General features: G+C 69.6%; 16 protein-coding genes. 9 read left to right on the forward strand and 7 right to left on the reverse strand.

Annotated elements, in window-relative coordinates; genetic code table 11:
- Positions 1 to 44: 44 nt before the first annotated feature.
- Positions 45 to 638 carry a PadR family transcriptional regulator gene (locus tag EIZ45_RS36790; RefSeq protein WP_134668201.1) on the forward strand — a complete coding sequence of 198 codons (594 nt, stop codon included), beginning with the start codon at positions 45 to 47 and terminating at the stop codon, positions 636 to 638.
- Complete coding sequence (locus tag EIZ45_RS36795) at positions 635 to 1,813, forward strand: NAD(P)/FAD-dependent oxidoreductase (RefSeq protein ID WP_205670242.1); 1,179 nt, start codon at positions 635 to 637, stop codon at positions 1,811 to 1,813. Before EIZ45_RS36790 ends, EIZ45_RS36795 begins: the two co-directional genes overlap by 4 nt.
- Here EIZ45_RS36795 and EIZ45_RS36800 read toward each other — a convergent pair.
- The 5 genes from EIZ45_RS36800 to EIZ45_RS36820 all read right to left on the reverse strand — a co-directional run bounded on the left by EIZ45_RS36800 (position 1,810) and on the right by EIZ45_RS36820 (position 5,804).
- Positions 1,810 to 2,049, reverse strand: a complete 240-nt coding sequence (locus tag EIZ45_RS36800; protein WP_037809972.1) for a hypothetical protein — start codon at positions 2,047 to 2,049, stop codon at positions 1,810 to 1,812. The genes EIZ45_RS36795 and EIZ45_RS36800 overlap by 4 nt on opposite strands.
- Positions 2,028 to 3,077 carry an MBL fold metallo-hydrolase gene (locus EIZ45_RS36805; RefSeq protein ID WP_134668199.1) on the reverse strand — a complete coding sequence of 350 codons (1,050 nt, stop codon included), beginning with the start codon at positions 3,075 to 3,077 and terminating at the stop codon, positions 2,028 to 2,030. The genes EIZ45_RS36800 and EIZ45_RS36805 overlap by 22 nt, the downstream gene beginning before the upstream one ends.
- 10 nt (positions 3,078 to 3,087) lie before the next feature.
- The gene (locus EIZ45_RS36810; RefSeq protein WP_134668198.1) at positions 3,088 to 4,122 is read right to left on the reverse strand and encodes an acyl-CoA desaturase; all 1,035 of its coding nucleotides are present in this window, start codon (positions 4,120 to 4,122) and stop codon (positions 3,088 to 3,090) included.
- A gap of 231 nt (positions 4,123 to 4,353) precedes the next feature.
- Positions 4,354 to 5,223, reverse strand: coding sequence for an NAD(P)-dependent oxidoreductase (locus tag EIZ45_RS36815; protein WP_134668197.1), 870 nt, complete (start codon positions 5,221 to 5,223; stop codon positions 4,354 to 4,356).
- Between the two features lie 20 nt (positions 5,224 to 5,243).
- Complete coding sequence (locus tag EIZ45_RS36820; protein WP_134668196.1) at positions 5,244 to 5,804, reverse strand: NADPH-dependent FMN reductase; 561 nt, start codon at positions 5,802 to 5,804, stop codon at positions 5,244 to 5,246.
- 91 nt (positions 5,805 to 5,895) lie between these two features.
- Between EIZ45_RS36820 and EIZ45_RS36825 the strand changes: the two genes are divergently transcribed.
- The 5 genes from EIZ45_RS36825 to EIZ45_RS36845 all read left to right on the forward strand — a co-directional run bounded on the left by EIZ45_RS36825 (position 5,896) and on the right by EIZ45_RS36845 (position 10,481).
- The gene (locus EIZ45_RS36825; protein ID WP_134668195.1) at positions 5,896 to 6,360 is read left to right on the forward strand and encodes a MarR family winged helix-turn-helix transcriptional regulator; all 465 of its coding nucleotides are present in this window, start codon (positions 5,896 to 5,898) and stop codon (positions 6,358 to 6,360) included.
- 80 nt (positions 6,361 to 6,440) lie between these two features.
- Positions 6,441 to 6,638: a hypothetical protein gene (locus EIZ45_RS36830; RefSeq protein ID WP_037713222.1), complete on the forward strand. Its 198-nt coding sequence runs from the start codon at positions 6,441 to 6,443 to the stop codon at positions 6,636 to 6,638.
- Between the two features lie 2 nt (positions 6,639 to 6,640).
- On the forward strand, positions 6,641 to 8,074 hold the full coding sequence (locus EIZ45_RS36835) for a sodium:solute symporter (RefSeq protein WP_051171808.1): 1,434 nt from the start codon (positions 6,641 to 6,643) through the stop codon (positions 8,072 to 8,074).
- The gene (locus EIZ45_RS36840) at positions 8,071 to 9,273 is read left to right on the forward strand and encodes an amidohydrolase family protein (RefSeq protein WP_134668194.1); all 1,203 of its coding nucleotides are present in this window, start codon (positions 8,071 to 8,073) and stop codon (positions 9,271 to 9,273) included. The genes EIZ45_RS36835 and EIZ45_RS36840 overlap by 4 nt, the downstream gene beginning before the upstream one ends.
- Positions 9,274 to 9,314: 41 nt before the next feature.
- The gene (locus tag EIZ45_RS36845; protein ID WP_238608394.1) at positions 9,315 to 10,481 is read left to right on the forward strand and encodes a low temperature requirement protein A; all 1,167 of its coding nucleotides are present in this window, start codon (positions 9,315 to 9,317) and stop codon (positions 10,479 to 10,481) included.
- Between the two features lie 48 nt (positions 10,482 to 10,529).
- Here EIZ45_RS36845 and EIZ45_RS36850 read toward each other — a convergent pair whose 3' ends face one another.
- The gene (locus tag EIZ45_RS36850) at positions 10,530 to 11,345 is read right to left on the reverse strand and encodes an alpha/beta fold hydrolase (protein WP_037810129.1); all 816 of its coding nucleotides are present in this window, start codon (positions 11,343 to 11,345) and stop codon (positions 10,530 to 10,532) included.
- Positions 11,346 to 11,427: 82 nt separating this feature from the next.
- Here EIZ45_RS36850 and EIZ45_RS36855 point away from each other — a divergent pair, with 82 nt between their 5' ends.
- Together EIZ45_RS36855 and EIZ45_RS36860 are read left to right on the forward strand one after the other, a co-directional pair.
- Positions 11,428 to 11,925: a pyridoxamine 5'-phosphate oxidase family protein gene (locus tag EIZ45_RS36855; protein WP_037809986.1), complete on the forward strand. Its 498-nt coding sequence runs from the start codon at positions 11,428 to 11,430 to the stop codon at positions 11,923 to 11,925.
- A gap of 40 nt (positions 11,926 to 11,965) precedes the next feature.
- Complete coding sequence (locus EIZ45_RS36860) at positions 11,966 to 12,343, forward strand: VOC family protein (protein WP_134668192.1); 378 nt, start codon at positions 11,966 to 11,968, stop codon at positions 12,341 to 12,343.
- Positions 12,344 to 12,979: 636 nt separating this feature from the next.
- Here EIZ45_RS36860 and EIZ45_RS36865 read toward each other — a convergent pair.
- Positions 12,980 to 14,110, reverse strand: coding sequence for a steroid 3-ketoacyl-CoA thiolase (locus EIZ45_RS36865; RefSeq protein ID WP_134668191.1), 1,131 nt, complete (start codon positions 14,108 to 14,110; stop codon positions 12,980 to 12,982).
- Positions 14,111 to 14,195: the final 85 nt, after the last annotated feature.

Here is a 14,195-nt window from a genome sequence, read left to right on the forward strand (position 1 = left end):
CTACTCTTCTGCGTATAGTCGATCCTGACTAAAGGAGTTCGCGGGTGAAGCGACGCGTGGTGGGGAATCCGCTCGGGCTGGCCGTGCTGGCGGGCTTGCTCGAGGAGCCGATGCATCCGTACGAGATGGCTCGGCGGTTCGTGGAGTACGGCAAGGAGCGGGATTTCAAGTACACCCGCAGCTCGCTGTACATGGTGGTCGGGCAGCTGGAGAAGGCCGGGTTCATCGCGGCGCAGGAGACGCTGCGCGATTCGGCGCGTCCGGAGCGGACCGTCTACGCCATCACGCCCACCGGACGGCTCGAGCTGTTCGACTGGATGCGCGAGCTCGTCGCCGAACCGGCCACCGAGTATCCGCTGTTCGGGGCGGCGTTGTCGCTGTTCGTGGTGTTGCCGGCGGACGAGGTGCGGGAGCTGCTCCAGCAGCGGCTGGCCGCGCTCACCGCGATCGCCGACGACATCCGCGCGACGATCGGCGCCGCGCGGGAGCAGGGGCTCGCCTGGTGGTTCCTGGTCGAGGAGGACTACCGGCTGACGAAGGTCGAGGCGGAGCGCGGCTTCGTCGAACGGCTCGCCGAGTCGGTTGCCGGGGAGGACTACCGGCAGGCGTGGGAAACCTATTTCAAGGGGAGAACATGAACGTACTAGTGATCGGCGGCGGCATCGCCGGTGCGACTGCCGCGATGGCGTTGCAGCGAGCGGGAATCGAAGCCGTTGTCTACGAGGCTTACCCGAAGTCGGCGGACGGAGTCGGCAGCGCGCTGACGCTGTCTCCCAACGGCCGCAACGCTTTGCGGCAGATCGACGCCGACGACGCGGTGGCCGCGGTCGGCATCGAGGTGCCGGGAATGATAATGCAGAATCACCGAGGCCGGGTGGTCGGCAGATTCGACGGGCTGCCGGGTCTGCCGTCGAGCCTGCTGCTGCGCCGGGACCGGCTGTACCGCGCGCTGATGGACGAAGCGCTGGGCCGGGGGACCACGGTCGAATTCGGCAAGCGGCTGGAGTCCGTCGAGAACAAAGCAGACCAGGTGATCGCGCACTTCGCGGACGGTACTTCCGCGACCGGCGACGTGCTGATCGGTGCGGACGGCATCCGGTCGGCTGTCCGGTCCACTTTGGACCCGGCAGCACCTGCTCCGCGCTACACCGGACTGCTCGGTCTCGGCGGCTGGATCCGCAACCCCGGCCTGCCGGTCACCGGGAACTACCAGTATTTCGCCTTCGGCAAGCGGGCGTTCTTCGGCTATTTCATCGACGCGGACGAGATTCTCTGGTTCAGCAATGTCCCCGCCGTCGACCCGGCCGAGGCGAAGACCGCGTCGCCGGAGCACTGGCTCTCGGTGCTGCGCGAACGGCACGCGGACGACGTCCCGGCGCGCGACATCATCGCCCTGCTGAAGCCGGAAGACGTTGGCCAGCCTGGGGTCCTGGAGGACATCCCGACGGTGCGGACGTGGCACCGCGGCCGGGTCGTCCTGGTCGGCGACGCCGCGCATCCGACGTCGCCGAGTTCCGGGCAGGGAGCGTCGCAGGCGGTCGAGAGCTCGCTCGAACTGGCTCGTGCGCTGCGGGATTCTCCGGACGTGGCAACGGCTTTCGCCCAGTACGAGGCGGCCCGGCGGGAACGCGTCGAGCGGATCATCGCGCGGGCGGCGAAGATCAACAACGACAAGGCGGCGGGGCCGGTCGCGCGGATCATGCGTGACCTGCTGATGCCGTTGATGATGAAGACCGTGATGAGCCCGGAAAAGATGTTCGGCGGCGTGCACCGGCACCGGATCGAATTCGGGTCCACTCGCGCCGCTGTCTAGCGGAGGCACGCGAGCGCGGACCGGCGCACGAGGGCGGTGCGGCCGAGCAATCCCAGTACGGTCAACGCATCCGGCGGACCGCCGGCCCGGATCACGCGGAGCTGGGTCCGTTCGGAGGCCCGCAGCAGGTCGTCGGCGCGCCAATCGGGTCCGTTCGTGACGGCGTGGATCAGCGCGGCGGGATCCGGACGCTGACGGACGGGGCGGCCGTCCGTCAGCCCAGGGTCTGCCACCATCCGTCCACCGGCGGCGGGGCGGACGCGTCGATCCGCTGCCCGGGTTTCGGGATCGCGAGCGGCAGGTCGTTCGCCTTCGCCTCCCGCCACACCCGGTCCGCGGGATCCGACCAGGTGTGCATGGCCAGCGTGAACGTCGCCCAGTGCACCGGGACCAGCAGCCCGCCGCGCACGTCCAGATGGGCGGCGACGCCTTCCTCTGGCGTCATGTGGATGTCCGGCCAATGCGGGGCGTACGCGCCGACCTGGATCAGCGTCGCGTCGAACGGGCCGTGCTTCGCGCCGATCTCGGCGAAACCGGGGAAATATCCGGTGTCGCCGCTGTAGTAGACGCGATGCTCCGGACCGGCGATCACCCACGACGCCCACAGCGTGCTGTCGTTCGCGAGGCCGCGGCCGGAGAAGTGCTGCGCGGGCGTGGCGACGAACCGGATCCCGGCCACGTAAGCGTCCTCGTGCCAGTCGAGTTCGACGATCCGCGCGGCCGGGACGTGCCACCGTTCGAGATGCGCGCCGACGCCGAGCGGGACGAGAAACGGTGCGTCGGTCAGCGAAATCAAGGATTGGACGGTGGGCAGGTCCAGGTGGTCGTAATGGTCGTGGGAAATCACGATCGCGTCCAGCCTGCCCAGCTCCCGCAGCGAAACCGGGGGAGCGTGCAGCCGTCGCGGCCCGGCGAACGCGGCGGGCGAAACCCGGTCGCCCCACACCGGATCGCACAGCACGCGGGCACCGTCGATCTCCACCAGCGTGGACGCATGTCCGTACCAGGTGAGGAAAAGACCGTCCGCGGCGGAGGCGGCGGGCGAGGAGATCAGCGGGATCTCGCCGCCCGGCCGGCGGCGGGTGCGCTCCTCGCCGAACAGGAACTCGCGGACGAGCCCGCCGGGGGAGGAGGGCGTCGCGCGCGTGGCGGCGGCGTTGTGGAAGACGCCGTCGGCGTACTGCGGAGACTGGCGCATCCGCTCAGCACGAGCTCCGGCGGCCTTCGCGCCGAAGGCCGCCGGAGTCAATGCTTGGAAGGTCATGCCACCGAGTCTACGAAGCGTTCCTGAGAGGAGCCCCAGCTTCGTGCAGGTGACGCAGCGTCTGCCGGTAGGAGGACACCAGCCCGGTGCGCAGGTACGGGATGCCGATCTCGGCGCAGTACGCCTGCACCATCGGCTGGGCGCGGCGCAGGTGCACCGACGGCATGCTCGGGAACAGATGGTGCTCGATCTGGTGGTTGAGGCCGCCGAGCAGGACGTCGATCACCGGTCCGCCCGCGACGTTCCGGGAGGTGAGCACCTGCTTGCGCAGGAAGTCCAGGTCCGTCTTGCCGGTCAGCGTCGGCATGCCCTTGTGGTTCGGCGCGAAGATCGAACCCATGTAGACGCCCCACAGTCCCTGGTGGACCGCGAAGAAGAGCAGCGCCAGACCCGGCGGGAGGACGATGAACAGCGCGGCGAGGTAGACCGCGACGTGGGTGAACAGCAGCGCCGCTTCGAGCCCGCGGCGGCGCAGGCCGGGGCGCGCGACCGCGCGGATGCCGGACCAGTGCAGGTTGAGGCCTTCGAGGGTGAGCAGCGGGAAGAACAGCACCGCCTGGTGGCGGCCGATGAACCGGGGCACGCCGCGCGCCTCCCGGGCCTGGCGCTGGGACCACACGAGGACATCCGGGTCGACGTCCGGGTCCAGCTCCTCGTGGTTCGGGTTGGCGTGGTGGCGGGTGTGCTTGTCCATCCACCACCCGTAGCTCATCCCGATGCCGAGGTTCCCGGCGAGACGCCCGGCGATCTCCGCGGGACGGCGCGTCCGGAACACCTGCCGGTGCGCCAGATCGTGCGAAAGCAGGGCGATCTGCCCGAACATGAACGCCTGGAACGCGGCCACGGCGAGCTGCCACCACGAGTCGCCGAGCAGCGCGAACGCGACCCAGCCTCCCGCGAACAGCACGGTCAGGAGCGCGATTCGAGCGGTGTAGTAGCCGGGGCGGCGGTCGAGCAGACCGGCGTCGGTGATCCGGCGGCAGAGCCGGGCGAAGTCGCTTCCCGGCCGTGGGGGCGAGGGGAGGACGAGCTTTTCGGTGGTCACCCGGGCGAGTATTGCGGCGCGGCGCCCCGGCGGGAAACCAGCAGACCCGACGGCTCGTGCTGGGGTTGTCCCCACCCCGCTCCTGTGCATTCCCGGCGCGGTGCTGCTCAAGCGCTTGCCGAGGCGCCGGGCGACGGCTCCGGAACGGCCTCCGGGGGCAGCAGGGTTACTCCAGGTGCCAGGGAAATTTCCATCGTTCGGCGGTCTGCCCCTCCGCGAAGCGGCCGCTCCTCAGTGCGACCGCCGCCGGGTCACCTCCGCGATGCTCGCCCAGTCGAGGTCCGCGCCGCCCTGCTCGACCGCGGTGGCGAATACGTCCTGAAGGACCGGTCCGGCGGGCAGTTCGACGCCCAGTTCGCCTGCGGTGTCCAGCGCGAGCTTCAGGTCTTTCAGCCCGAGCGCGGCGGTGAACCCCGGCGGCGTGTAACTGCTGGTGGCGATGGCGTCGCCGTAGCCTCGGTACACCGCGCCGGGAAAGACGGAATCATTGATCATGTCGACGAACTGGCCGGCGTCCAGTCCGGCGTTCTCCAGCAAGGTGATCGACTCGGACAGCGCCTGCAACGCGTGAATGATCAGATAGTTCACCGAAATCTTCGCCGTCGGCGCGGCGTCCACGGCGTCGCCGAACTCCCAGACCCGCCGTCCGATCGCAGCCAGCATCGGCGCGGTTTCGGCCCGGACGTCCGCGGCGCCGGACACCAGCACGGTCAGGTTCCCGGCCACCACGGCTTCCGGACGGCCGACCACCGGTGCGCTGAGGTACCGCCCGCCCTGCGCGGCGAACTCGCGCGCCCCGCCCGGGCTGATCGTCGCGTGGTTGACGTGGACAAAGCCCTCCGGAGCGGAACGGAGCCGCTCGGCGGTGAACACCTGCCGCACCGCGGCTTCGTCGCTCAGCATGGAGAAGACTGTCCCGGTGGCGATCGCGTCCTCGGGAGTTTCGCCCACGGTCGCGCCTCGCGCGGCCAGCTCGTCCGCTTTGCCCGCGCTGCGGCTCCACACAGTGACGTCGTAGCCCGCGTCGAGCAGGCGTCCGGCGATGGCGGTGCCCATCCTCCCAAGCCCGATGAACCCTACCCGGCGTGATTGCTCGGCCATGATCATTCCTCCGGCCATTGTCAGCTCAGCGCTTCGGTCAGTTCTTCGTCGATCTTGTGCAGCAGTGCGCGGTTCGGACGCAGCGTTCCTTCGATGTCGCGCAGCTGTCCGTTGTCGTCCACGTCCGCGTCGGTGATGACGGCTTCGACGTGTGTGTCGAGCACTCGCATGTGCAGCCCGTGCAGGACGGTGACGAACTGCTCGGCGGCCTTCCCGCCGCCGCGGGTGCCGTAGGTGAGCAGGCTCGCGGGCCGATCGCGCCACTCCCGGTAGAGATAGTCCAGCGCGTTCTTGAGCACCCCCGGATAGCCCCAATTGTATTGCGGGAACACGAAAAAGAACCCGTGATAGCTCTGCACGAGCTCGCTCCAGGCCCGCGTGTGCTCGTGTGCGTACTGCTGCGCCGCGGCCTTGACGGGCTCGTCCAGGAACGGCAACGCGATCTCCGCGAGGTCGACCAGCCCGTAGCCGAGTTCGCTGTCCTCCTGCAGTCGGGCCCGCGTCCAGGCCGCGACATCCCCGCAAATCCGGGAAGGACGGGTGCTGCCCACGACGACAGCAATGCGTTTCGTGCCTGCCATCAGCGCGTTTCCCTCGGTTCGTCTCACGGACTGTTGGTGACACGAGCCAAAATAGTTGGTGTCACGAACTAAGTCAAGCTAACCTGGTCCCGTGACCGCTTCCCCGTCCGCAGACGTCCCGCCGCCGGAGCTGAACCTCACCGACGCTCTCGTCCAGCTGTCGTTCATCGTGCAAGCCGTGCTGGGCCGCCTGGCCGGGGACGAAGGCCTGTCTGTCACCCAGCTGCGCATGCTCGCCGTGCTGGACGACCGCGAGATCGGCATGCGGCAACTGGCCGGGATCCTCGAACTGGAGAAGTCCAGCGTCACCGGGCTGGTGGACCGGGCCGAACGCCGCGGCTTGGTCCAGCGCATCGCGGTCCCCGGCAACCGCCGAGCCGTCCACGTCACGGTCACCTCGGCGGGGCGAGCCGTGGTGCACCAGGTGCGCGAAGCGATCGACACCGAACTGGGCCAGCTGGCGGCAACCCTGAGCGACAGCCGCCAGGACACCTTCCGCCGCACCATTGAGTCGCTGATCCACCACTACGCGACCGAACACGCCATCCCGCTGTAGAACCGGGCTGCGGCTCGAGGGCTGCGAAACCGGTATGAAACTAACCTGCCGAGTGCCGCGCCGTCTGGCAGCGTGTGCGCATGCGCAGCTACTACCTCCCCCCGATCGTCCCCGTAGTCGCTCTCGTCCTCATGCCGTTCCTCCCCTTCGTCAACTCCTCCGGCCTGTGGCTGGGCTTGCCGAAGATGATGGTCTGGGGCGCGTTCTGGTGTCTCATGTTCACTCCGGCGCTGCTGCTGTCGGAACGCTTGCTGTCCCGCAGCGGCGAGGAGGATTGACGATGATCCTCGCCTTCACTCTCGCCGGCATCGTGCTCATCGGCGTGCTCGGCTTCGTCGGCCGCCGCCGTCCCGCCGCGGACCTCGCGGAATGGACCGTCGGCGGCCGGAAGTTCGGCGCGCTGACCATGTGGTTCCTGCAAGCGGGCGAGGTCTTCACGACCTTCACCTTCCTCGGCATGGCCGGGCTGGCGTTCTCCGGCGGCGTGGCCGCGATGTACGCGCTGCCGTACGTGCCGATCGCCTACGTGATCCTGTTCTTCCTCGCCAAGCGGATCTGGCGGATGGGCAAGGAACGCGGCTACCTGACCCAGGGCGACTTCCTCGAAGACCGGTATTCGAGCCGCGCGCTGGGCACCGTGTCGGCGATCCTCGGCGTCGTGTTCGTGCTGCCGTACCTGCAACTGCAGATCACCGGGCTCGGGCTGATCGTCCGGCTCGTGACCGGCGACCACGCGTCCGGCACGCTCAGCATGATCGCGGGCAGCGTGCTGGTGGTCGCGTTCGTGCTGTGGGCCGGGCTGCGCGGCGTCGCGGCGACGTCGTATTTCAAGGACGCGATCATGCTCGTCGTCCTGGTGGTGCTGATCATCGCGGTGCCCGCGCACTTCGCGGGCGGCGTGTCCGGGGTCTTCCACAAGATCGACCAGCTGCATCCGGAGAAGCTGTTCGTGCACGCCGGGGCCAACGACCACACGTGGTTCATCACGAGCATGCTGGTCAGCGCGATCGGCGTCGGGCTGATGACGCTGCCGCACACCTGGCCCGCGCTGATGTCCGCGCGCGACCCGAAGGTGCTGCGCCGCAACTACACCTGGATGCCGGTGTACGAGCTGTGCCTGCTGCTGCCGATGATCATCGGGTTCGCGGCGGTCCTGGTGGTGCCCAAGGGAAGCGACCCGAACGGCGTGCTGCTGACCTTGAGCAAGGACGCGCTGCCGGGCTGGGTCACCGGGCTCGTGGTGGTCGCCGCGACCGCCACCGCGATGGTGCCCGCGGCGGGCATCCTGATCGGCATTTCCTCGCTGGTGGCACGGAACATCACCCGGGTGCGCAGCGAGCGCAAGCAGTTCTGGATCAACCACGGGACGGTCGTGCTGGCCAGCGCGCTCGCCCTGGTGCTCGGCATCTTCCGGCCGGACCTGCTGGCGAACCTGCTGCTGCTCACCTACTCCGGCTCGGTGCAGCTGGCCCCGGCGAACCTGCTGGGCTTCCTGAAGAAGGTCCCGGTCGGCAAGGTCCCGGTGTTCGCCGGGCTGCTGGCGGGCGAGGTCGTGGTGATCTGGCTGACCTTCGTGGACACCAAGCTCGTCGGCACGGTGAACGTCGGGCTGGTCGGCCTCGCGGTCAACGTGGTCGTGCTCGCCATCGCGGCAGCCGTCGAACGGGCCGTGACCCGGTCCGGAAACGTTGTGCAGACAGGAGAACCGGTATGACGCGGACCCTTTTCACCGGCGGCACGGTGTTCGACGGGACGGGCAGCGCGCCCGCCCCGGCGGACGTCGTGGTCGAGGACGGCCGGATCGTCGAGGTCGGCACCGGCCTCGACGGCGACCGCGCGGTGGACTGCGCCGGCGCGATGCTGCTGCCCGGGATGTTCGACTGCCACGTGCACGTCACGGTGTCCGACCTCGGGTTGCTGCAGCGCGTCCAGAAGCCGTTCTCGTACCAGTTCTACGAGGCGGCCCGGAACCTGTGGACCACGCTGAAGCTCGGCATCACCACCGTGCGCGACGCCGCCGGGGCCGATCTCGGCATCAAGCAGGCGGTCGCGGACGGCCTGATTCCCGGCCCCCGCTTGGAAATCGCGATCGGCCTGATCAGCCCGACGGGCGGGCATGGCGACGGGTGGATGCCGTCCGGGCATTGCGTCCCGCTGTCGCTCCCGCATCCCGGCCGTCCGAGCGCGCTGGCCGACGGCCCCGACGAGATGCGCCGGGTGGCGCGCACGCTGTTGCGCGCCGGGGCGGACGTGTTGAAGGTCTGCACCACCGGCGGCGTGCTGTCGCCTCGGGACGATCCTCGGCATTCGCAGTTCACGCCGGAGGAATTGGACGTCCTGGTCGCCGAAGCGACCATGCAGGGGCGGGCGGTGATGGCGCACGCACAGGGCGCGGAGGGGGTCAAGAACGCCGTCCGCGCCGGGATCCGGTCGATCGAACACGGCATCTACCTCGACGACGAAGCGATCGAGCTCATGCTCGCGCGCGGCACCTGGCTCGTCCCGACGTTGGTGGCTCCGGTGAACGTCATCCGCGCGGCGGCCGCCGGTGCGGCGCTGCCGGATGCGGTGGTGCAGAAGGCGAAAGAGGTCGCGGAAGTGCATCTCGAGTCGGTGCGCCGGGCCGTCGAAGCCGGGGTCCGGATCGCGATGGGCACCGACAGCGGCGTCGGTCCGCACGGGACGAATCTCGAAGAACTGGAACTGATGCGCTCGGCCGGGATGAGCCCCGCGGACGTGCTGGTCGCCGCCACGTCGTCGGCCGCTCGGCTGCTGGGCAAGGACGCCGAACTGGGCCGCTTGGCACCGGGGTATCGCGCGGACCTGGTGGTCGTTTCGGGCGATATTTACGATTTCCCGGCTCTGGCGGGGAATGTTCGGGAAGTGTGGCAGGACGGAGCGCGCGCGGTTTAGGGCAGGGCATTCCCGAGCACGGCATACTTGCCGCCGTGATCATGAAAACCGAGGAACGCCACGCGTCCTGGCTCGAGCTTTTCTTCGACCTGGTCGCGGTCGCCGGCGTCGCCCAGCTTTCGCACCTCGTGCGCGGAACGACTTCCTGGAGCGACGCCGGCCTCTACGTCGTGTGCTTCCTCGCGTTCTGGACCGCGTGGATGTGCTTCACCGTGTACGGCAACGTCACCGGGGAAGCGGCGCGCGCGATGCCGGTGCTGCTCGCGATGGCCGGACTGGTTTTCATGGCCGGTTCGGTGCACGACATCGGCGAGCACGCACAGGGCTTCGCCATCTCCTACGTGGCGGTGCGCGCGCTCGCGAGCCGGGTCTGGGAAGGCCGGGAAAACACGCGGATCATCGTCGAATGGCCGGTGGTGCACGCCGGGATGGGCGTGGTGCCGTGGGTCGTCTCGTTCTGGGTCGACGCGCCGGGGAAGTACCTGCTGTGGGCACTCGGGCTGGCGATCGACCTGGTGGCCGGGCTGACCATGTCGGGGGAGCAGGTCGCGGCCAAGGTGGCGGAACGGGCCACCCAGTCGAAGCGGCCGGTGCCGGGGCTGGCCTTCGCGCACCTGGACCTCGCGCACTTCGGCGAGCGGCTGGGGCTGTTCACGATCATCGTGCTGGGCGAGGGCGTCCTGACGGTCACCGACGCGATGACGGAGATCCCCGACTGGGAGTGGCCGCTGCTCTCGACCGTGCTCGGGGTGCTGGCGCTGCTGGCGGCGTTGTGGGGAGCGGCGTTGTTCCAGGGATTCGGCGGGATTCCCTATCTGTCCCAGACTGCCTGGGGCCCGCGGGTCCTGCTGCCGGTGCACTGCCTGGTGGCCGGATTGCTGGCGGCGCTGGCGGCGGGGTTCGGGGACGCCGTGGAGTCGGTCGCGCACGGACACCTCGCGGCGGGGACGCGATGGCTGCTGTGCGGGTGCGTCGCGGCGTTCACGGTCGTGGGCGTGGTGGCGCGGGTGGCTTCCGGGAGGTGGAAGCCGTGGGACTTCGTCGCGGTGCTCGCCGGGGTGGGGGTTCCGGCCGCGCTGGGCCTGGCCGGCGCGACGCTGACCCCGGCGCGGTTCTTGTGGTTGCTGCTGCTCGCGATCGTGCCCGGGCTGGTGCGGGAGTTTCCGCGGCGTCGGCCGGTGGCGGCTTCGGGCGCGGAAGGTCCGTGAAGGACCCCCTCACGGCGCGCTGGTCGTGAGGGATCCCTTCACGGCTTTTCAGACGTTGGCGAGGAGATCCTTCAACGCGGCCGCGAACTTCGCCGGATTGCGCTGTGGTGCCAGGTGCGCGCCCGGCGTCTCGGTGAACGGCAGTCCGAGTTCGAGCGCGAGGATTTTGGCGGGCTGGTAGTGGTACCAGCCGCGGCTGCCCTCCCCGGCGACCGGCACGATCTCGGTGTTCGTCCGGCGCAGCGCGCGCAAGTCCGGCAGGTAGTCGAAGAACTCGGTCAGCTCGCGGTCGAACAGCCGGAGCCAGTCGCCCTCGTTCGGCAGCCGCAGATGCGGCAGGTCGGGCAGCGCGGCGCCGGCGATCCCGTCCGCGAACCGCGTGACCGCGCCCATCAGATCACCCGAACGGGCCAGCCGGACCTGCGCCGCGGCGGCTTCGAGAATCCCCTCGGCGTCCGGCATCAACTGGATCGCGGGCGGTTCGTGCGCGACGAACACGGCGACCCGGTCCGGATACCGCGCGACGAGATCCAGCCCGATCAACGCACCGGCACTGGTCCCGAACATCGACACCGGCCCGCTCCCGCCGACGTGGTCGAGCACCGCGAGCGCGTCGTCCGCCTGCAGCGCCACCGGAACGGGCCCGGTGGTGGTGTCCGTGCTGGCGAAATGGCCGCGCCGGTCGTAGGTGATCACGGTGAAGTCCGTGCGCAAAAGCTTGACCAGCGCCCGGAACGAGTCCGCCGCACCGGTCCCGCCGGGGACCAGCAGCAGCCGCGGTCCCTCGCCGGTCGTGCGGACGGCCAGCTCGCCGCCCTCGACCGGACAGCGATGCTCGGCAGTCTCCGCATCTTCCGCGATCATGCCGAGAGTCAAGCACAACCCGGGTCACCCGATCGCTTCCGGGACGCCGGTTTTTGTCGGTGGGGGGTGCGAGACTCCGGGAATGACGAGTTGGGATGAGTTCAGTGCCGCCGCCCCGGCATTGGCCTCGCGCGTACGAGCCCGCTTCGCCGCCGCGGATTCGCACGTCTTGGCCACCCTGCGCAGCGACGGTTCGCCGCGAGTGAGCGGTTCGGAGATCGACTTCCGCGACGGCGAGGCGTACATCGGGTCGATGCTCGACGCCCGCAAGGCCCGCGACCTCCAGCGCGACGGCCGCTTCGCCCTGCACGCCTACCCCGGCATCGAGGAAGGCGGGGACGCGAAAATCGCCGGCCACGCGGTGGAGATCACCGATCCGGCGGAGGTCGCGCGCATCCAGGAGGGACAGGAGAGCCACCTGTTCCGGCTGGATCTGCGGGAGGCCGTGGTCACGTGGGTGGAGGACAACACGCTGTGGATCGAATCGTGGCACCCCGGGAGCTGGGTGCGCTTCGCGAGGCCGGACAACGGTCCCGCGGTCCGGACGGAGCTGGGGTTGACGGGGGAGGAGAACGGTTGAGGAGCGTGGAGCGGACCCCGCGGAGCCCTAGCCTGGGCTGATGAAACTCACGTCCACCGTCCTCGACGCGCCCGACCCCCGAGCGCTGGCCGAGTTCTACCGGGAACTGCTCGGATGGCCGATCGGCGCCGACGAACCGGAGTGGGTCACGTTGCGTCCTTCCGGCGGTGGGGCTGGTCTGTCGTTTCAGCTGGAGACGCAGTACGTGCCGCCAGTGTGGCCTGTCGACGCGGGGAAGCAGCAGATGCAACTGCACCTCGACTTCGAGGTCGACGGACGCGCCGCGCTGGAAGCCGCAGTCACGAAGGCGGTCGCGGCCGGGGCTCGGATGGCCGAGTTTCAGCCGCAACAGCACGTGCGCGTGCTGCTGGATCCGGTTGGGCATCCGTTCTGCTTCTGGACTGACGACCGGCCTTAACCGCCACCGCACCGGCGGCGGAAGTTTCGGTCGCTGGCGCTCTAGAGCCGTGGCATCGCACGCCCCTTTTCCGCCGCGTCCCGGGTGAGAGTTGCCTTGCCGCAGCTGAATTGTGCCAGCGCGGCAAGAAGCGAGCCCGGACCCGACCGGGCCCGGGCTGCCTGCTCAGCTCCGCTTCCAGTTCGTCGCGGCCGCGGCGCTCCGCTGGCACAGCTGCGCTTCCGGTTTGTCGCGGCGGGTGGTGTTCTGTTGGTTCGGCTGCCCTTCCGGTTTGTCGCGGCCAGCGGTGCTGTGCTGGCACAGTTGCGCTTCCGGATTGTGGCGGCGGGTGGTGTTCTGTGGGCTCGGTTGCGCTTCCGGTTTGTTCCGGCGGGCGGTGCTTTGCTGGTTCGGTGGGGGTTCCGGATTGTGGCGGCGGGCGGTGCTCTGCTGGCTCGGCCGTGCTTCCGGTTCGTCGCGGCCACGGTGCTCGGCGCTTCGGGTTTGTCGCAGCGGCGGTGTCCTGTTGGCCCGGCTGGGCTTCGGGTTTGCCGCGGAGGCACCGCTCCGCCAGCTCAGCTCCGGCCCCAATCCGTCGCAAGGCCGCTGCTCCGCCAGCTCAGCCCCAATCCGTCGCAGCGGCCCTGCCCGTCCAGCTCAGATCCGCTCCAGAATCGTCGCCGTAGCCATCGCCCCGCCCGCGCACATCGACACCAGCGCCGTCGTCGCGTCGCGGCGTTCCAGTTCGTGCAGGGCGGTCGTCAGCAGTCGCGCGCCGGTGCTGCCCACCGGGTGTCCCAGTGCGATCGCTCCGCCGTTGACGTTCACTCGCGTCTCGTCCGGATTGTGCATGCGCTGCCACGAAAGCACGACCGACGCGAAGGCCTCGTTCACCTCGAACAGGTCCACGTCGCCGATCTTCATGCCGGCCGCCTCGAGGACCCGCGTCGTCGCTTGCACCGGGCCGTCCAGGTGGTAGTACGGTTCCGCGCCGACCAATGCCTGCCGCCGGATCCGGGCGCGCGGGTGCAGGCCCAGCGAACGGGCCAGCGACGCGTCCATGATCAGCACCGCCGCGGCGCCGTCGGAGATTTGGGACGACGAGCCCGCCGTGTGGATTCCGTCCGGCACCACAGGCTTCAACCGCGCCAGACCCTCCATTGTGGTCTCTCGCAGGCCCTGATCCCGGTCCACCACACCGGCTTCCGTCGTGACCGGCACGATTTCCCGCGAGAAATGCCCGGCCGACCACGCGGCGGCGGCGTTGGCCTGCGACCGCACTCCGAACGCGTCGACGTCCTCGCGCGTGATGCCTCGCCGGATCGCGATCCGTTCCGCCGCACCGTATTGGTCCGGCATGTCGATCGACCACGCGTCCGGTTTGGGGGAGCCGACGCCCTCGCCGCGGTTCGCGCCGAGCGGCACCCGGCTCATCGCTTCCGCACCGCACGCCACGCCGACGCTGATCGCGTCCGCCGCGATCAAGCCGGCGACCAGATGCGCGGCCTGCTGCGCCGAACCGCATTGCGCGTCGATCGTCGTGGCCCCGGTCGATTCCGGCAGGCCCGCGTGCAGCCACGCGGTGCGGGTCAGGTTGCCGCACTGCTCGCCCGCCTGCGTGACCGCTCCGCCGATCACCTGCTCCACCTCGGCCGGATCGATGCCCGCCCGTTCGACCACCCCGCGCACCGCCGCGCCCAGCAGTTCGGCCGCGTGCAGGCCGGACAGCCACCCGCCGCGCTTGCCGATCGGCGTGCGTGCCGCGGCCACGATCACCGGTTCGCCCACGAGTGTCCCCTTCCGGAAGCCCTGTACCTCGCAAAACTAGAACACGTTCCTGTTAATGACAAGCGAGCGCACGACAGCGCGGAAG

The organism is Amycolatopsis sp. CFH S0740 (assembly GCF_004522315.1).
GTDB lineage: Bacteria > Actinomycetota > Actinomycetes > Mycobacteriales > Pseudonocardiaceae > Amycolatopsis > Amycolatopsis nivea.